Source organism: Nitrosomonas eutropha, from assembly GCF_003201195.1.
In the GTDB taxonomy this organism is placed as follows: domain Bacteria; phylum Pseudomonadota; class Gammaproteobacteria; order Burkholderiales; family Nitrosomonadaceae; genus Nitrosomonas; species Nitrosomonas eutropha.
Genome location: NZ_QICQ01000008.1, coordinates 1 through 19,988, shown reverse-complemented (window position 1 = coordinate 19,988; position 19,988 = coordinate 1). Strand labels below are relative to the sequence as shown.

At 47.3% G+C, this 19,988-nt stretch carries 10 protein-coding genes, 2 tRNA genes, 3 rRNA genes and 1 pseudogene; 2 read left to right on the top strand and 14 right to left on the bottom strand.

From position 1 onward, the window contains the following. Nucleotides 1-44: 44 nt before the first annotated feature. Nucleotides 45-941 carry a DMT family transporter gene (locus tag C8R14_RS04310; RefSeq protein ID WP_011633355.1) on the top strand — a complete coding sequence of 299 codons (897 nt, stop codon included), beginning with the start codon at nucleotides 45-47 and terminating at the stop codon, nucleotides 939-941. Between the two features lie 6 nt (nucleotides 942-947). Here C8R14_RS04310 and tviB read toward each other — a convergent pair whose 3' ends face one another. From tviB to C8R14_RS04240, 14 genes and pseudogenes are all read right to left on the bottom strand, one after another. Then, entirely contained in the window at nucleotides 948-2,222 is a 1,275-nt protein-coding gene (tviB, locus tag C8R14_RS04305) for a Vi polysaccharide biosynthesis UDP-N-acetylglucosamine C-6 dehydrogenase TviB (protein ID WP_011633354.1), read from the bottom strand. Nucleotides 2,223-2,230: 8 nt separating this feature from the next. Next, nucleotides 2,231-3,238 carry an NAD-dependent epimerase gene (locus C8R14_RS04300; RefSeq protein WP_011633353.1) on the bottom strand — a complete coding sequence of 336 codons (1,008 nt, stop codon included), beginning with the start codon at nucleotides 3,236-3,238 and terminating at the stop codon, nucleotides 2,231-2,233. A 188-nt stretch (nucleotides 3,239-3,426) separates the two neighbouring features. Then, a pseudogene (locus C8R14_RS04295) lies at nucleotides 3,427-4,153 on the bottom strand (IS5 family transposase). Between the two features lie 1,125 nt (nucleotides 4,154-5,278). Next, nucleotides 5,279-5,391 (bottom strand): 5S ribosomal RNA (rrf, locus tag C8R14_RS04290). Between the two features lie 66 nt (nucleotides 5,392-5,457). Continuing rightward, nucleotides 5,458-8,341 (bottom strand): 23S ribosomal RNA (locus tag C8R14_RS04285). Nucleotides 8,342-8,489: 148 nt separating this feature from the next. Next, nucleotides 8,490-8,565: transfer RNA gene (locus tag C8R14_RS04280), tRNA-Ala, on the bottom strand. Nucleotides 8,566-8,567: 2 nt separating this feature from the next. Beyond that, nucleotides 8,568-8,644 (bottom strand) — tRNA-Ile (locus tag C8R14_RS04275). A gap of 94 nt (nucleotides 8,645-8,738) precedes the next feature. Then, nucleotides 8,739-10,275 (bottom strand): 16S ribosomal RNA (locus C8R14_RS04270). The 16S, 23S and 5S rRNA genes sit together here with 2 tRNA genes alongside, the layout of an rRNA operon. A gap of 523 nt (nucleotides 10,276-10,798) precedes the next feature. Further along, nucleotides 10,799-12,226 (bottom strand): D-alanyl-D-alanine carboxypeptidase/D-alanyl-D-alanine endopeptidase, encoded by a 1,428-nt coding sequence (gene dacB, locus C8R14_RS04265; protein ID WP_011633352.1) that lies wholly within the window; start codon nucleotides 12,224-12,226, stop codon nucleotides 10,799-10,801. Between the two features lie 27 nt (nucleotides 12,227-12,253). Continuing rightward, nucleotides 12,254-12,574 (bottom strand): hypothetical protein, encoded by a 321-nt coding sequence (locus C8R14_RS04260; protein ID WP_011633351.1) that lies wholly within the window; start codon nucleotides 12,572-12,574, stop codon nucleotides 12,254-12,256. A 37-nt stretch (nucleotides 12,575-12,611) separates the two neighbouring features. Further along, complete coding sequence (gene sucD, locus C8R14_RS04255) at nucleotides 12,612-13,487, bottom strand: succinate--CoA ligase subunit alpha (RefSeq protein WP_011633350.1); 876 nt, start codon at nucleotides 13,485-13,487, stop codon at nucleotides 12,612-12,614. Between the two features lie 3 nt (nucleotides 13,488-13,490). After that, the gene (gene sucC, locus C8R14_RS04250) at nucleotides 13,491-14,684 is read right to left on the bottom strand and encodes an ADP-forming succinate--CoA ligase subunit beta (RefSeq protein WP_011633349.1); all 1,194 of its coding nucleotides are present in this window, start codon (nucleotides 14,682-14,684) and stop codon (nucleotides 13,491-13,493) included. Between the two features lie 17 nt (nucleotides 14,685-14,701). After that, the gene (locus tag C8R14_RS04245) at nucleotides 14,702-18,367 is read right to left on the bottom strand and encodes an ATP-binding protein (protein ID WP_011633348.1); all 3,666 of its coding nucleotides are present in this window, start codon (nucleotides 18,365-18,367) and stop codon (nucleotides 14,702-14,704) included. Between the two features lie 5 nt (nucleotides 18,368-18,372). Further along, nucleotides 18,373-19,155: an aldolase gene (locus tag C8R14_RS04240; RefSeq protein WP_011633347.1), complete on the bottom strand. Its 783-nt coding sequence runs from the start codon at nucleotides 19,153-19,155 to the stop codon at nucleotides 18,373-18,375. 627 nt (nucleotides 19,156-19,782) lie between these two features. Between C8R14_RS04240 and C8R14_RS04230 the strand changes: the two genes are divergently transcribed. After that, on the top strand, nucleotides 19,783-19,988 hold a 206-nt coding region (locus C8R14_RS04230; protein WP_143000361.1), incomplete at its 3' end, for a transposase.

Genomic DNA, 19,988 nt, shown 5'->3' with positions numbered 1-19,988 from the left:
GCAGTAAAAATGTTAAGCACCAATTATAAAGGGCACTGGCAACGTTGACCAAACAAAAAAAATTATTGCCGATAGCCAGTCTATTACTGGGTGCTGCCGCTTGGGGAGTAGCCTGGTATCCTTACCGTCTACTGGAACAGGCCGGTATGCGGGGCGAATTATCCACTGCGCTGACTTACTCCATTGCGTTGTTGATCAGCCTGGCTTTATTCAGGAAACAAATCCGGATCTCTGAAGTACTTAATACGACAGCCTGGATTCTGCTCTGGATCAATCTGGGCGCAGGCTGGACTAGTATCGCCTATGTGCTCGGGATTATTCACGGCGAAGTTATGCGGGTTCTGCTCCTGTTCTATCTGGCACCGCTGTGGACTATTTTATTTTCCCGCATTCTGCTGCAAGAACGGCTAAGCAGACAAGGTTATCTGATCATTCTGTTATCTCTGACGGGTGCTTTACTTCTGCTCTGGCAGCCGGAAGGCGGGTTGCCCCTGCCAACTTCCTACGGTGACTGGATGGGGCTATCGGGTGGATTTGCTTTTGCACTGACCAATGTCCTGATTCGCAAAGATCAGCAGCACAACATCCACTTAAAGCTGATGGCGGTACTCTCTGGCGCTGCCCTGACCGGGTTTGTCGCCACCCTGCTCATGGGAAATACTTCTGATATCACCCATCTGCCTGCCAACGTATGGCTGATATTGCTCGGTGCAGGCGGGCTAGTTTTTTCCCTCAGTATATTGCTGCAGTATGGAATGACCCATGTACCGGCCAATCAGGCTATTGTAATTATGCTGTTTGAGCTGGTGGTCGCAGCTGTAGCCGCCTGTTTTCTGACCGACGAACATCTGACAAGTAGAGACTGGGCGGGAGGACTCGTGATTGCATCTGCCAGCCTGTTTTCTGCCCGGATCAATCAGAACCAGGATCTGCGAAAGTAATCTTATTTACAGCCTCAGATCTGATTCCTGTGGATTAAGCACATACTTCAAATCATATAGAACAGCATTGGGTTTCCCCAGTGCACGGATAGAGGAAGCCCCCATATCCTTGAACTGCCGATGTGCCACAGCCAGGATAATAGCATCATAATTACCGGATTCGGGTGCTTCAATCAGCTTGATACTGTATTCGTGTTGTGCCTCTTCAGAAGACAACCATGGATCGTATACATCCACTACGCAGTTGTAATCCTTGAGTTCGGTCACGATATCCACCACTCGGGTATTACGCAGATCCGGACAGTTTTCCTTGAAGGTAAGTCCCATGACCAATACCTTGGCGCCATCTACCTGAAGACGTTTTTTGGTCATGGCTTTAACCAGCTGAGCAACAACATAGGCTCCCATGCTGTCATTTAGTCGCCGTCCAGCAAGAATAATTTCCGGATGATAGCCAATTGCCTGCGCTTTATGTGTCAGGTAATACGGATCCACCCCAATACAATGTCCACCCACCAGACCGGGACGAAACGGCAGAAAATTCCACTTACTGCCCGCTGCTTTGAGTACGGCTTCAGTATCAATATTCATTTTGTTGAAAATCAACGCCAGCTCGTTGATAAGAGCAATATTCAGATCACGCTGGGTGTTTTCGATCACCTTGGCAGCTTCAGCCACCTTGATACTTTCCGCTTTGTGTGTGCCTACAGTAATAATTTCGTTGTATAAGCTATCTACCAGATCAGCGATTTCCGGAGTGGAGCCCGAGGTAACCTTTTTGATAGTCGTGACACGATGTTCCTTGTCACCTGGGTTGATGCGCTCTGGACTGTAGCCACAGTAGAAATCCCGGTTAAATTTCAGGCCAGAAACACGCTCCAGCACAGGCACACAATCTTCTTCGGTACAACCAGGGTAGACAGTAGATTCATAAATAACAATATCTCCTTTTCTCAATACCTTACCGACAGTCTCGCTGGCTTTGATAAGTGGCATAAGATCAGGGCGCTTGTGATCATCAATTGGTGTGGGAACGGTAATAATGTAGCAATTACAGGTGCGTAAATCGTCTATATTGGTGGTAAAAGTCAAATGCTTTGCCGCTGCAAGTTCTTCCTGCGTGACTTCCAGCGTAAAGTCATTGCCATTTTTAAGCTCATCAATACGCTGCTGGTTAATATCGAACCCGGTCACAGGACGCTTGCGGCCAAACTCAGCAGCCAGTGGAAGGCCGACATATCCAAGCCCGATAATGGCAAGTTTGATATCCTGGAGTTGCATGTTGTCTCCTACAAATTGAAGTAATTGCGATACCACGTCACAAAGCTGGCTATTCCCTGTTCGACCGACGTGGCGGGCCTGTAATCGAATTGTTCGACGAGATCAGAAACATCGGCATAAGTATCCGGTACGTCACCTGGCTGCAGGGGTAGCATTTCCATTGCGGCCTTTTTACCAAGCGCTTTTTCCAGTGCAGCAATATAGTCCATCAGCTCTACCGGGCTGTTATTGCCAATGTTGTAAACACGCCAGGGTGCCATACTGGTGCCTGCATCCGGATTTTCCCCGCTCCAGGCCGGGTCAGGCCGAGTGGGTTGATCCAGCACACGGATTACGCCCTCCACAATGTCATCTACATAAGTAAAATCTCGGCGATGTTTTCCATAGTTAAATACCGGAATCTTTTCTCCGGCAAGAATAGCCTTAGTGAATTTAAACAGCGCCATATCCGGCCGCCCCCAAGGACCATATACAGTAAAAAAACGTAGGCCAGCAGTCGACAAGTTATATAAATGGCTGTAAGTATGCGCCATTAGCTCATTAGATTTTTTGCTGGCTGCATAAAGGCTGAGCGGGTGATCAACGTTGTGATGCACCGAAAACGGCATCTGCGTATTGGCACCGTACACGCTAGAGCTGCTGGCATACACCAGATGTTCGACACCGTTATGACGACAACCTTCAAGAATATGGGCAAAACCAACGATATTGCTGTCAATATAAGCCAATGGATTCTCAATGGAATAGCGCACCCCAGCCTGAGCAGCCAGATTCACCACCCGTTGTGGTTTATGCATTTCAAAACAGGAATTGATCCCTTCGCGATCTGCCAAGTCAAGACGCAAATGGGTGTAAGCAGGATGATCCGCAAACCGGGCAAGACGATCCTCCTTAATCTGTGGATCATAATAATCATTGTGATTATCGATACCAATGACGGTGTCACCACGTTCAAGCAGCCGCAGCGTCAATGCAGATCCAATAAAACCGGCTGAACCAGTAATAAGTATCTTCAATTAATTGCTCCCGAATAGATCACGTGTATAAATCTTGAAGTGGCAACTTGCCTGACACAAGGGATCCGCAAGTTGAAAAACTCAGCAATTCCTTTAGCCCTGATGCACTTCATGACTCGTTGAATAAATTATCCGATCCTGTCTTCATAATCAGCTGATAGACGCCTACGATCTTAGTTGTTTAAGTCCTACGATATGTTGATATTGAGTAATCGCTCACAGTTTTTCCACAGCCGCCGATTCTTTTCTAGCCACGCGAAACCACATCCCATAATCCAGCGCTTGGATATGACCTTAAAGGTATGGCCGCCGCTATGTTTGGCGATTTGTGCCGACACAAACTTTTCCAGGACTTCGCACTTTCCTTGAGCGAAAGGTTTGTCCATATAATCGCTGTCGTACAGCAAACTTTGTCCCTGCTGCAGCCTCGACGCAGCCGCCAGCAAAGCTCCCTTACGGCCTCTTCAGCTATAGTGACTGCGATTGCATCGGATAATCCTTAGTATCTACTGCAATGTGGCGTTTGATTCCCGAAACTTCGTTGCCCGCATCATAACCCTTGAACCGTGCTGTGTCAGTGTTTTTGGCACTTTGTACGCCCACAACCAAGAACGTGTTGCTGGCATTGGACCCAGCTTCTCTCGGACCACACTAACCTGATTTTTAAAGCCTGCTCTAGCAGAACCGCCACCTTCGCGTTTCACTCCAGATGGAAAAGTACGAGTGTACTTGCGCTATTTGGGAAACTTTTCGAGCAGCATGCGTCATTGGCAGCCACTCCTGAATAAATACAGAGAGCACACCACACAGAATATTTCGGACAGGTCTATGCGTCTGGGATGGGTCTTCCAGCGCACTCTCCAGCAACGGCTTGATCGCCTCGATCTCGGTACTGTCGATAAATAGCGGTGGAATTCCTGCCTGATGGCACTCTACTACCCTCACTAAAAATTTATGAGAAAAACAGGTTATCTGTAACCCAATACCTTACTAATTTTGGCAAGATAACCAGCTGGGTGGCGTATTTGATCGCCATCACTGCTCACGGATTGATGATTATGACATCACGAATGATTACTGATTATCCCGAAAAATCTATAAATTCTGAAAATATTTGTACGTAACACATTGATTTTATTGTGATCAGTAGATTTTCAAAAACAGGATTTTTCGAGGTAACCTATCTTAATAAAACTCGCATTGAAGTGATTGATGTTTGTAGGCGTATAGATAGTGACGCTGACAAACCTTCAGCATGTTGCCAGCAACACTAAATTAGATAACCCAACATAATCAACGCCTGCAACCACTATTTGCATAATTTCAAATACTGTCTGGCCACCATATCGCCCTTATATTCGCGTTTTTAATATGCAACACATAGCTCAGATATTGCGGCCAAAACTTCTATTATGAATGCAGAACAAATTTTAAGATAACACCACAACCTAGATTATCACTACTGTTCATTTGTTTAAATAGAAGATTAAACTAGAAAATAAAGCTTCTCCATAGTTTACAAAGTTTTACAAATAAAAAAGAATCCACCAGACAGGCAGTTAAGGAAAATGATGTAATCATCATACGGGATAATGAGCATAGAGAATAAGTCACTTGATCTGTACATCAAGATCACACCCAAACATCTTGGCCAACTTATTCCTGTTTTCAATAGAAACAGAAATCACATAAGAACATTGATAATTAGAATTACATCCATGTAACCCTAGGTAATTCAAATTCAATCCATGAAATTAAAACGATACTATGAAGATAGCTAGGTGAGAAGAGAGAAAAATCATTCATTATAGCCATATAAAAATATGGCTGCAATAAATGAAATAAATAGGAATGGGAATACTAAGAGGATATTTGTTAATTCATTAAAAAATATTTAAATATTAGCCACGCAAGATCTATAGATTTATTTCATAATATATATAAAAATATTGCAAGCTAAAATTAAAAAATAGTTTTGCCTCAACAAAACAATAGAGTATTTTAAAAAAATAATCTTTCAAAATACTCTATAAATAGGAAGCTTGGCGGTGACCTACTTTCACATGTGAAAACATACTATCATCGGCGCTGCTTCGTTTCACTTCTCTGTTCGGGATGGGAAAAGGTGGGTCCAAAGCGCTATGGCCGCCAAGCATAAACGGTAGAATTGGGTAATAACCGCAACTATATATAAAATATAACTCAATTTTCAAGATTATAGGATCAAGCCTCACGGTCAATTAGTATCGATTAGCTCAACGCATTACTGCGCTTCCACATTCGACCTATCAACGTTGTAGTCTCCAACGAACCTTCAGGGGAGTTATACTCCCGGGAAATCTAATCTTATGGCAAGTTTCCCGCTTAGATGCTTTCAGCGGTTATCTCTCCCGCACTTAGCTACCCGGCGATACGACTGGCGTCATAACCGGTACACCAGAGGTGCGTCCACTCCGGTCCTCTCGTACTAGGAGCAGCCCCACTCAAATTTCCAACGCCCACGGCAGATAGGGACCAAACTGTCTCACGACGTTTTAAACCCAGCTCACGTACCACTTTAAATGGCGAACAGCCATACCCTTGGGACCGACTACAGCCCCAGGATGTGATGAGCCGACATCGAGGTGCCAAACTCCCCCGTCGATATGAACTCTTGGGAGGAATCAGCCTGTTATCCCCGGCGTACCTTTTATCCGTTGAGCGATGGCCCTTCCATACAGAACCACCGGATCACTATGACCTGCTTTCGCATCTGCTCGACTTGTCAGTCTCGCAGTTAAGCACGCTTATGCCATTGCACTATCAGCACGATTTCCGACCGTACCTAGCGTACCTTCGCACTCCTCCGTTACTCTTTGGGAGGAGACCGCCCCAGTCAAACTGCCTACCATACACGGTCCTCGATCCAGATTATGGACCTGAGTTAGAATTCCGACCATTCCAGGGTGGTATTTCAAGGTTGGCTCCATATACTCTAGCGAGCATATATCACAGCCTCCCACCTATCCTACACAAGAATAATCAAAATCCAATGTAAAGCTACAGTAAAGGTGCACGGGGTCTTTCCGTCTAGCCGCGGGTAGATTGCATCTTCACAACCATTTCAACTTCGCTGAGTCTCAGGAGGAGACAGTGTGGCCATCGTTACGCCATTCGTGCAGGTCGGAACTTACCCGACAAGGAATTTCGCTACCTTAGGACCGTTATAGTTACGGCCGCCGTTTACCGGGGCTTCGATCAAGAGCTTGCACCCCATCACTTAACCTTCCGGCACCGGGCAGGCGTCACACTCTATACGTCCACTTTCGTGTTTGCAGAGTGCTGTGTTTTTATTAAACAGTCGCAGCCACCATTTTATTGCAACCTTTTTCTGCTCCATACGCGAAGTACTTTACATACTAAAGGCACACCTTCTCCCGAAGTTACGGTGTCAATTTGCCGAGTTCCTTCTCCTGAGTTCTCTCAAGCGCCTTAGAATTCTCATCCTTCCCACCTGTGTCGGTTTACGGTACGGTCTTTATTTAACTGAAGCTTAGCGGCTTTTCCTGGAAGCATGGCATTACTTACTTGGCTTCCCTAAGGAAGTTTCGTTATCACATCTCAACTTAGCCATCCGGATTTTCCTAGATAGCATGTCTACCTGCTTCAACCGGGACATCCAACACCCGGCTAAGCTAGCCTTCTTCGTCCCCGCATCGCATTAAATAAAGGTACTGGAATATTAACCAGTTTCCCATCAGCTACGCATCTCTGCCTCACCTTAGGAGCCGACTAACCCTGCGCCGATGAACGTTGCACAGGAAACCTTGGGTTTTCGGCGAGGAAGCTTTTCACTTCCTTTATCGCTACTCATGTCAGCATTCGCACTTCCGATACCTCCAGCAATCTTCACAAATCACCTTCACAGGCCTACGGAACGCTCTCCTACCACTTGCAACTAATTGCAAGTCCTTAGCTTCGGTGTACAGTTTAGCCCCGTTACATCTTCCGCGCAGGACGACTCGATCAGTGAGCTATTACGCTTTCTTTAAAGGATGGCTGCTTCTAAGCCAACTTCCTGACTGTCTATGCCTTCCCACTTCGTTTACCACTTAACTGTATCTTTGGGACCTTAGCTGAAGGTCTGGGTTGTTTCCCTCTCGACACCGAACGTTAGCACCCGATGTCTGTCTCCCATACTTACATTTTTTGGTATTCGGAGTTTGCAATGGTTTGGTAAGTCTTGACGACCCCCTAGCCATAACAGTGCTCTACCCCCAAAAATGATATATGAGGCACTACCTAAATAGTTTTCGGAGAGAACCAGCTATTTCCAGATTTGTTTAGCCTTTCACCCCTACCCACAGCTCATCCCCTAATTTTTCAACATTAGTGGGTTCGGACCTCCACGAAGCATTACCCTCGCTTCATCCTGGCCATGGGTAGATCATCTGGTTTCGGGTCTACACCCAGCAACTTATCGCCCTATTAAGACTCGTTTTCACTACGCCTCCCCTATCGGTTAAGCTTGCTACTGAATGTAAGTCGCTGACCCATTATACAAAAGGTACGCGGTCACCCCTTGCGAGGCTCCCACTGTTTGTATGCATGCGGTTTCAGGATCTATTTCACTCCCCTCCCGGGGTTCTTTTCGCCTTTCCCTCACGGTACTGGTTCACTATCGGTCGATTACGAGTATTTAGCCTTAGAGGATGGTCCCCCTATATTCAGACAGGATTTCACGTGCCCCGCCCTACTTTGCGTAATCTTAGTTCCATACTTGAATTTTTATCTACGGGACTATCACCCACTACGGTTTAACTTTCCAGATAATTCGATTAATTCAAATACTAAATATTACCGGCTGCTCCCATTTCGCTCGCCGCTACTCTGGGAATCTCTTTTGATTTCTTTTCCTCTGGCTACTTAGATGTTTCAGTTCACCAGGTTAGCCATCAACCCCCTATATATTCAGGAGTGATTACCCTTACGGGTGGGTTTCCCCATTCGGACATCTCCGGATCAAAGCTTATTGCCAGCTCCCCGGAGCTTTTCGCAGGCTTCCACGTCCTTCATCGCCTGTAATCGCCAAGGCATCCACCACATGCACTTGTTCGCTTGATCCTATAATCTTGAAAACTTACCACCACCATCACAAAAAAAGATTGGTGTTTGTCATCACTCTTATAGTTACTTTAATTATGCTTTAAGCACAATCTTACCCAATTTTTATTTTTAAAGAACAATAAATAAATTAAATTTCCATTCTTAATGGTGGAGGTGAACGGGATCGAACCGATGACCCCCTGCTTGCAAAGCAGGTGCTCTCCCAGCTGAGCTACACCCCCTATGGTGGGTCTGGGTGGACTTGAACCACCGACCCCACGCTTATCAAGCGTGTGCTCTAACCAACTGAGCTACAGACCCTTACGAGTCCAAGTTTAACCCAACACCTCAAACCCAAATTTATATTTATCTACTCAAACAACCAATAAGTGTGAACACTTGACAATAATTTATGAAAGGAGGTGATCCAGCCGCAGGTTCCCCTACGGCTACCTTGTTACGACTTAACCCCAGTCATGACCCCCACCGTGGCAAGCGCCCTCCTTGCGGTTAAACTACCTGCTTCTGGTGAAAATCACTCCCATGGTGTGACGGGCGGTGTGTACAAGACCCGGGAACGTATTCACCGCGGCATGCTGATCCGCGATTACTAGCGATTCCGACTTCACGGAGTCGAGTTGCAGACTCCGATCCGGACTACGACGCGCTTTCTGAGATTGGCTCCTCCTCGCGGATTGGCAACCCTCTGTACGCGCCATTGTATTACGTGTGAAGCCCTACCCATAAGGGCCATGAGGACTTGACGTCATCCCCACCTTCCTCCGGTTTGTCACCGGCAGTCTCGCTAAAGTGCTCATTAAAATGATAGCAATTAGCGACAAGGGTTGCGCTCGTTGCGGGACTTAACCCAACATCTCACGACACGAGCTGACGACAGCCATGCAGCACCTGTGTCTTGGCTCCCTTTCGGGCACTCTTATGTCTCCATTAGATTCCAAGCATGTCAAGGGTAGGTAAGGTTTTTCGCGTTGCATCGAATTAATCCACATAATCCACCGCTTGTGCGGGTCCCCGTCAATTCCTTTGAGTTTTAATCTTGCGATCGTACTCCCCAGGCGGTCAACTTCACGCGTTAGCTACGTTACCAAATCCTTAATTAGATCCGACAACTAGTTGACATAGTTTAGGGCGTGGACTACCAGGGTATCTAATCCTGTTTGCTCCCCACGCTTTCGTGCATGAGCGTCAGTGTCAACCCAGGGAGCTGCCTTCGCCATCGGTGTTCTTCCACATCTCTACGCATTTCACTGCTACACATGGAATTCCACTCCCCTCTGCTGCACTCTAGCTTTGTAGTTTCAAACGCAATTCCCAGGTTAAGCCCGGGGCTTTCACATCTGACTTACAAGGCCGCCTGCGCACCCTTTACGCCCAGTAATTCCGATTAACGCTCGCACCCTACGTATTACCGCGGCTGCTGGCACGTAGTTAGCCGGTGCTTTTTCTGTCGGTACCGTCATAAATCATAGCTATTTACTATGACTCTTTCTTTCCGACTAAAAGAGCTTTACAACCCGAAGGCCTTCTTCACTCACGCGGCATGGCTGGATCAGGCTTTCGCCCATTGTCCAAAATTCCCCACTGCTGCCTCCCGTAGGAGTCTGGGCCGTGTCTCAGTCCCAGTGTGGCTGGTCGTCCTCTCAGACCAGCTACTGATCGTTGCCTTGGTAAGCCTTTACCCCACCAACTAGCTAATCAGACATCAGCCGCTCCTTTAGCGCAAGGTCTTTCGATCCCCTGCTTTCCTCCTGAGAGATATGCGGTATTAGCACATCTTTCGATGCGTTATTCCCCACTTAAGGACACGTTCCGATGTATTACTCACCCGTTCGCCACTCGCCGGCAGGCCGAAGCCCCCGCTGCCGTTCGACTTGCATGTGTAAAGCATGCCGCCAGCGTTCAATCTGAGCCAGGATCAAACTCTTCAGTTTTATTTCTTTTCATCTGACTCAAGCCTATTTGACAGGCCATCTTCGCAGACGCTTAATCATTTACCAGCCCAATTTTATTGGGCCTTACAACTTTTGTATTGCCAAGCGTCCACACTTATTGGTTATTTGTTTTTTTAAAGATCTTTGCTTTGATTTGCGTCATCGCTATAGAGATGCGCATTATATAGATTAAATAACCCAAGTCAAGCGATGTTAACCATCATTTTTCATTTTTATCTGTTAATCAATGTAATCATTTGATTTTATTTAGTATTTTAAAAAAGACACCTTCATGATTCTGCGACAAAGTATCTTGCGGATCATCCATTTTTGCTTAAAAACATTTTTAATTTTATACCTAGGGTCTATTGGCATTTCAGGCTATCTTCTTGCTTTATAAGAGCAAACTCGTATTACTGTTGTGTGGGAGCTATAACGATTGAGCTTGCTTCTTTAAATCAAAAGCTTGAATGAGATCAAACGGAAACAGGCCCTAGCCCGCTATCTACACTTTCCTCATGTTTTATGTTTTTATATACAACCATTCTAATAGCGCATCCATAGCCACTCTTGCACCGCCTGACTTCGGATGATTCACGATGAATACTATTACATAACGCTTTTTTTTATGGTTCAGCACATACCCTGCTATCGCAGATACATCTTTCAATGTGCCTGTTTTAATATGCGCCTTTTGAGCAACAACGGATTTCTTTAAGCGCTTTCGAGCTGTTCCATCCACCCCGACCACTGCCAGGGAGGCCATGAATTCAGGCATCGTGGGCGAAAAATAAGCCGCATTCAGCAAGTCATTTAAATGCCGCGCACTGATTCGTTCTATGCGTGACAACCCCGATCCATTTTCCAGCACCAATTCTGGAAAATCCATATTTTTTGAAAATAGCCACTGTCGTATTCCAGATCGCGCAAGATTGGGTGAAACAAATTCGCCGCCGTTAGATTCTGTTTCACCCAGTGATAAAAACAACTGTTTTGCTGCTACGTTATTACTGAATTTGTTAATACCACGAATGACTTCGGCCAGTGGCGGAGAATGGTAGACACTAATCGGATTCAGCGTTTTTGATGTTACTCCATGCCGTACGCTGCCATTAAATGTACCATCCAGCTGCTTCCATAGCCCACTAAACAGCTGATGAATGTACGTCGAGCTCTCGTGCAAACTCAGGTAGTAAGCGGTTTGGCCACAATGAGCCGAGTAATCACCTTCAAGCATTACTGTCACATGGCCTGGTCGCGGAACATCGTCACGAATATTCACGCGAACTCCACTGGTGCTACATTTTTTCTGAGTCAGTTTGAGGTGGTTTTGCACATTCAGCAATTGGCTTTCCGGATCGGCCGTAACCCGCACTCCACCATGCTGCGATTCGGGAAATAGATGTAGTGTTGATGTGTGGTAATTCACCAGCAGCGCTTCCGGGGCCACATTGTAAGTTTTATAGCGTTTACCATCAAAAGCACCAGGATTTTCCGTCGGAAAACTATAGTAGCTGTAATCCAGTACCAGATCCCCGCTGATATCTTTTAGCCCGGACTGGCGAAGCTGACGGAGCAACAGCCAGAAATTTTCCAGATTAAGACTGGGATCGCCATAACCCTTGATGATCAAGTCACCTTGCAATCTGCCATTTTCCAGATTGCCATTTGCATACACCTTAGTACGCCACGTGTATGATGGCCCAAGCATTTCCAGTCCGGCATACGTTGTTACAACCTTCATGACTGAAGCAGGATTCATTGGCACATCAGCATTGACTGACACTAGCGGCCGCTCAGCACCGACTTCCCTGACATAAATCCCGACAGCTGCTTCGGGAATGCCTGTTTTTTTTAGTGCCTGCCTGACGGTATCTGGCAAATCAACGGCATAAGCCGGAAAAGTCAACGCACCCCATAATAACCACGTTATTTTCAGCAAACTTTTCATAACAGTCAGCGGATCAGTTTATTTTGATCAACGTGTACCACGACAAATAGATAACCCGTCATCCCAACCCATCCGGTACTGCATATCGGCCGCGTAGCGTTTTTTATCCTTAAACCCATAAGCTGATTGTTTTGCGGTTTCACATCCATCCACATATCCTTCCTGAGCTGCTTTGGGGTAGCCAGCAAGATTGTAGGTTGGGCGCGTACTAAGCGGCAACGGACCGGACGGTCTTTGCTGCACAACAGGATCCGGAGCCGGGAGAACGGGGCCAGGCATCGGGCGCTTAGCCATCGTACAGCCTGCCAATAAAGCAATTACTATCGCAACAACATTTACTCGCAGCATTTTTCACTCCCTTTTATTCGTTATATTTTATTTTTTGCTATATCACTGTTTTCAATAGCTTGCCCATTTCAGCTGGATTGCGGGCAACATGAATACCACATGCCTCCATTACTTCAATTTTTTCCTGTGCTGTTCCTTTGCCTCCAGCAATAATTGCACCTGCATGCCCCATCCGTTTGCCGGGAGGCGCTGTCATTCCGGCAACAAACCCCACCACCGGCTTCTTCATATGATCTTTAACCCAATGAGCAGATTCTTCCTCATCAGTACCACCAATTTCACCCACCATCAACACCGCATCAGTTCCGTCATCCTCATTGAACAACTTTAGGATATCAATATGTTTAAGACCATTGATCGGATCACCACCAATTCCGATGCAAGTAGATTGCCCTAATCCCAGCTCACTCAGCTGCGCCACTGCCTCATAAGTTAACGTACCTGATCTTGAAACCACCCCAATCCTTCCTTGTTGATGAATGGCGCCTGGCATAATGCCAATTTTCAACTCACCTGGCGTGATAACTCCCGGACAATTAGGACCGATCAACTGTGTCTTTTTTCCACGCATACGGGCGCGTGTCCGCAACATATCTCGAACAGGAATACCTTCAGTAATGCAGATGACCAGATCCAGTTCGGCCTCCACCGCCTCATCAATTGCTGCAGCTGCATAAGCAGGCGGCACATAAATCACCGATACAGTCGCACCCGTCGTCTGCCTTGCTGCTTCCACTGTTGCAAACACCGGAATACCTTCAAAATCCTCTCCTGCCTTTTTAGGATTGACTCCAGCCACAAAACAATCCCTGCCAAAAGCATATTCTCGGCACTGGCGAGTATGAAACTGCCCGGTTTTACCTGTAATACCCTGTGTCATGACACGCGTATGACGATCAATCAGAATAGCCATCTGTTATGCTCCTCTGGTTGCAGCTTCAGATCGATGCCGAGCTGCTGCATCCACCGCCTTTCTGGCAGCATCAGCCATGTTGCTGCCAGCAATAATCGTTAATCCCGAATCTGCCAGAATCTTTTTCCCCAACTCCACATTGGTTCCCTCCAATCGAACAATCAATGGAACAGCTAGCTTCACCTCGCGCACCGCTGACACCACCCCATCAGCAATTACATCGCAGCGCATAATCCCACCAAAAATATTGACCAGTATTGCCTGCAAATCGGGATTTCTCAGCATCAGCTTGAATGCCTCAGTTACTTTTTCCACCGTCGCTCCGCCTCCCACATCCAGAAAATTGGCTGGATTGCCACCATAGAGTTTAATAATGTCCATGGTTGCCATAGCCAAACCAGCACCGTTGACTAGACAGCCAATATCACCATCAAGCGGAATATAGGAAAGCCCATGCCGCGCTGCTTCAACCTCAAGCGGATCATCTTCATCCAGATCCCGCAGGGCAACGATTTCCGGATGACGAAACAAGGCGTTATCATCGAAATTCATTTTGGCGTCCAAAGCAATCAGACGGTTATCTGGTGTAACAATCAACGGATTGATTTCAAGTAATGAAATATCGTTCTCATCGAATGCCTGATATAGCGCCCCCAGCATAGACACCGCCGCTGATCGGCATGATTCAGGCAAATTGATCTGGCGCACAACTCTCTCTGCATCTTGAAGATTCAATCCCTCAAGCGGATTAATCTGAGTTTTATGTATTTTTTCTGGTGTACTGGTTGCCACCCCCTCAATATCCATGCCACCCGCATCACTCGCAATTAAACTGACACACTGCGAAGCACGATCAACAACCAGTGCCACGTAATACTCATGACTGATATCGATCCCCTGTTCAATATAGAGCCGGCGAACAATCTGTCCCTGTGGGCCGGTTTGATGCGTGACCAGCGGAGCAAACAACATCGCCTCAGAAAACTGCCGGACCTCCACAATGGACTTTGCCAGCTTTACCCCCCCTGCCTTGCCACGCCCTCCAGCATAAATTTGTGCCTTGACCACCCATTTATCACCCCCCAGCTTTTCAGCAGCCAGAATCGCTTCCTCCACGCTAAAACAAGCAATACCGGCCGGCACACTAATCGCATAACGGCTAAGAATTGCTTTAGCCTGGTATTCATGAATTTTCATATTTCATCCTTTTGCGCTCACACATCGGGTTGTGCCAATACCTTCTTAATATAACTCCCCACTTCGGCCAGCTCTTGTTTAAAGCCAGGCAATAGCCTAGCCAGTTTTTCCACATCACCTTCTTTTGCAGCCACCTCCATTTGCGCACACCACTCACCCAGAGCCAGCGCACCAATCGAACGCGCTGAAGATTTAAGCTTATGTACGGCAAATTTCGCCTCATCTGCCTTGCCATCTGCTACGGTACTTTGCAACTGTTCAGCAATCTTTCGAGCGTCACGGAGAAAATCTTGCAAAAATTCTTTGATAATGACCTGATCATTTCCGACCAACGATTTAAGTATATTAATATCCACTGTGATTTTTTCAGCGGCAACTAAAGGCCGATGAATATTTTCCTCCTGTTGCTCCACCCGTTTCGACCCTTGTAACCATTTCTCCAGTACCGATTTAAGCTGTTCTAGTTGCACCGGCTTACTCAGATAATCATCCATTCCTAGTGCACGACACCTTTCCGCTTCACCCTTCAGTGCATTCGCTGTCAAAGCGATGATTGGAATCTGATAACGGCCCGTTTTTTCAGCGCGAATCGATTGCGTTAACTGATACCCATCCATTTCCGGCATATGCAGATCAGTCAGTATCAGCGCATACTCTCCACTTTTCCATTTCTGCAGTGCCTCACGCCCATTGACGACAATGTCTGCAGCAAACCCCAGCAAAGTAAGCTGCTGGCGAATAACTTTCTGGTTAATCTCATTGTCTTCAGCAACCAGAATCAGATTATCCCGCTGTAGCGCCTCTTCCCGGGATAATGGAACAACTTTATCGACAACTACTACAGAAATATCCTGATCTTCCTCTAGCTTTGCCCGGCCGGCTGCAACCGCTACCGCACGGAGAAATACCCGACGATAAAGTACATTTCCATCGAGCGTCACTACACCCTCCTCTTCCATACGGCCGCGATGGCGGCGGCCACGTCTAATAATTACAAACTGAAGCTTGTCATTTACACTCGAATTGGGCCGATCGCGAAATACCGCACGCAACTCTTCAATGGGCAACTCCTCATCCCTCATATCTACCACTAACAACCATTGACCCGTCGGAAGCTGTTTAATTCGTTCACGTGCAGCAAGCAATCCCGGTACACACTCAACTACAACACCTGCATATTTCAGATAGGTTGCAAGATCAAGGCTCAATCCGTCTTTACTTCCCATAACCACACATGACAACCCCGTGAGATCTGTTTCCAATTCCTCCTCTTGAATGACTTCTCTCTGAATTATTCCAAACGGGATACGCACGGTAAACACAGAGCCTACATCAGGTTTACTTTCTACAGAGATCTCACCTTTCATCAACTCAACCAGCCGACGGCAGATGATCAAACCCAAGCCGGTTCCACCAAAGCGGCGCGTGGTGGAAGCATCTCCCTGGGAAAAAGGTGTAAACAAACGCTCCCGAGCAGCATCATCCATACCGATACCATTATCGATAACCTGGAACATAACCGTTACAACATCGCCATCCACCTCCTCCGCCGGACTGGCCCTGACCGCAACACGCCCTAACCGCGACATGCCACTGGAAAATTTGATGGCATTGTTAATCAGGTTGATTAATATCTGCCGCAAACGCAACGCATCTCCCAGTACACCTTCCGGTAAAGCCGGATCTACGAACAAGGTCAACTCAACTTCCTTGCTGGCAGCCATATGTGTCAGCGTCCCACATGCACGCTCCACCACTTTCTCCAAAGATATCGGCGTTTGCTCGATCTCCAGCCTGCCCGCCTCAATCTTGGAAAAATCGAGAATATCCTCAATGATCTCAAGCAACGCGAAGGCAGATTCCCGAATGAGATCAGTCATTTCTCTCTGATACGTACTCAAGCTGGTCTGATCCAGTACATCGATCATGCCAATCACACCATTCATCGGCGTGCGAATTTCATGGCTCATGGCGGCAAGAAAAGCAGATTTTGCCTGATTGGCCAGCTCGGCCTCGTGCCGCGCCTGTTCCAGATCCTGTCGGATTTTCACATGCTCGCGCATATCACGCATAATTCCAGTGAAATGCCGTTCATCTCCTACGAAATACTCACTAACTGCAAGATACAAAGGAATAACCGTTCCATCCTTGCGTACCCCCTCGACTTCACGCCCCAGCCCGACATTATGCCCGCCTGGCAATTGTGGACGCCCCACATATTGCTGACCATATCCAGTTTCACAATACCGCTGCATATAGTATTCATGCATGCTTCTATCTGGCTCTGGCACCAGAATGGAAACGTTCTGCCCGATCGCCTCTTCCACGGTATAGCCAAACAGTTTTTCCATGACGGGATTCACCGAGAGCATCACGCCTCGATCATCGGTTGACACCACACAATCCACCATGTGTTCAACGACTGAACGTGTTTCCTCTTCCTTGATTGCCAGCTCGGCGTTGAGTCGCTCAAGTTGGGCAGTACGCTCAGCCACACGCGCCTCCAGATGCCGGTAGCTGATCGCCAAGCGCTCAGTCATCATATCGAAAGCACCGGCTAGTTGCCCGATCTCATCCCACCCTTCACTGGGAATATGATGCTGAAGATTCCCGGCAGTAATTGCTTGAGCGCATTCATTGAGATTTTTCAGCGGGATCACAACCCGCCGGTTGAACAATAGCGCCCCCAGAATCGCCATCAAGAAAGTCAGGCCAAGCACCACCAACCCCATGATGCGCATTTTCGTCACCGAAGCAAATGCTTCCTCGGTATCAATCTGTACGACTATCCCCCAGCCCATACGTGATAAATACCGCCAGGCGGCAATCACCGGCTGGCCATTAAAATCAGTGACTACTCCTCCTCCATGTTCGCCATTCAGACTGTTTCTGATCGCCAATGCAAGCAACGGCTCACTCAGAGATATGGTGCGTTTCAGAGCAGCATTAGGATCTTCCCGCAGAGGCGCCACGATTCGGGCAGTGTCTTTGTTTTCTCTATGAGTAACAATTGTTTCGCCACTTTCACCCAGTCCGACGTTATTGGTCAGCACATTGAATACATGCTCGCTGTATATCTGCAGCGCCAGCACTCCGTGAAAATCTCCATCAATCAATATGGGCACGGCGACAAACGCCGCAATTGCACCGTGTGATGGCGGATAGTATTCAAAACTAGATAGATCGCTTTGATGTGTCTCTTTTATTTGTTGAAATACCTCACCCAACCCAGTATCTCGATAAGGACCTGTTAATAAATTGGTGGCAAAATCGGATTCATGGCCAACAGAAAAAACAATCCAGCCATCAGAAGATATCAGGAACAGATCATAGTAGCCTGTGCCTGCAAGGTAGCGCTCGTAATGCGCCCGGTAGCGAGCATCCAGAGATCGATAGACATCGGAATCTGCACCATGCCGGCTGAATACCTGTGAAAATTCGTCTATTGCCTGACGCGTCGTGTCACTTGTCTGGATAAGATCTGCGTCCAGTATCCGTTCATGCAAGTAAGAATCAATCTGTTCAACTTTTTTGTCAGCAATCGACGAAACCTGCTGAATGGCCGACTTGCTGATTTCTCCCTCAAAGATGTGCAGCAAACCATAGCCGACCAACGCAATCGGCAATAACGCCACCAGCGCAAACCAGATGGCAAACCGCTGAGTGAGCGACGTAAGAATCATCACTCTCACAGACAATCAGAACAATGTTTCAGAGAACGTCGGGCGTAATAGGCAAAGGCGCTCGCACTGCGTTGCGCATGTAAAATCCAGTCATGCGCCTCTCGTCCCAGCGTCGGATCGATCGGCTGAATTTCGCCAACCGCACTTGCCAGCAACTGCATGCGTGCAGCCCGCTCAAATGCCAGCGCGATCAAACAGGCTTCCTCAACATTACTGCAAGCCACCAGCAGTCCGTGATGAGCAAGCATCAATGCGCGTTTACTACCCAATGCCTCGGCAATCAACCCACCTTCTTCGTTACCCACCGGAACACCCGGCCATTTCGGTAAAAAAGCCACATCACCATACAGCACACAGTTATCCATGTGCGAAATGATGAGTGGTGTTTCCAGCATACTCAGTGCCGCTGTATGCAATGCATGGGAGTGGACAATGCAATGTACATCGGGGCGTGCACGATATACCCAGGAATGAAAACGATTCGCGGGATTAGGCATACCCTCCCCTTCCAGCACCAGCAAATCCTCATCAACCAGCAACAAATTCCCGGCACTGATCTCGTCAAAACCGAATCCCAGCCGCTGCGTCAAAAACGTGCCCGGCACCTCCCCGCGCGCGGTAATTTGTCCGGCCAGCCCGGAATCATGGCCATTATCAAATAAAATACGACAAGTCAAAGCTACCTTCTGGCGCAGAGAATAAATTGCCCCCGGCAGCTTATTCTCCATCTGATCGAATTCACGTTGCATCAACTGCTGCTTGTCAAGATCAAACGTTTCACCACTCATAAGCCGGAATCCCCCTCTTTTCCACAAAGAAACTTCATTGTTATTACCAGTGCGATTTTCCGTATTTCTTTCGTGGTTGCAAGCAAAACCCGATAGAAATCAAGCATAATCTACATTAGCTCTGACGTGGCTCTCAAACGTTCGATGAAAGGGCAGCTTAACCTCGCTTGCTTCCCAGGGTCTGTAGATTTGCTACCAGCCGCCCGGTTGCTTGAGATCACGATAAAAATCGACTATGTCTGCATCAACATTGAAAAATTTTTCTGCCCAACAGAATCGAAACATCAAAAAAATAGAGGGAGGCATGAATTATGAAAGCCTCCGATTCTCGAAAACAGGTTGAAAAATAGTGCAACCAAGGATGGCCTTGGTGGGGAATGCTGCCTTGGTCGAGATTGTCAAGTAACTTAAGCGTTGTCTTGAGCTGGTTTGCCAGTCGAATTACCTTTATCACTGAAGATATATCAAGCAGGTGCATGTTTCTGCTGCCGCACGTGCAAACGCACATCTACAGAGCTGTACGGGCACCCTACTGGCCATCACCAGTTTCTGACTTACCGGCGGCTTGTCGAAACCTATCATCTCAGAACCTGTTCAAAGTCTAGGGGAGTATGAGAAACTCGGAAGATGAGAAGAAGTTACCCGAGCGACATCAGTCGTGAACAATTCGAGCTTATCAAGCCTTTGCTGGAGAGCGCGCGCAGGAAGACCAGCCCTCGACGAATAGATCTGTACGATGTTTTTTGTGCGGTGCTGTATTTGCTCAAGAGCGGCTGCCAGTGGCGAGCCCTGCCTAATGACTTTCCCAAGTGGCGCACTGTCCACTCATACTG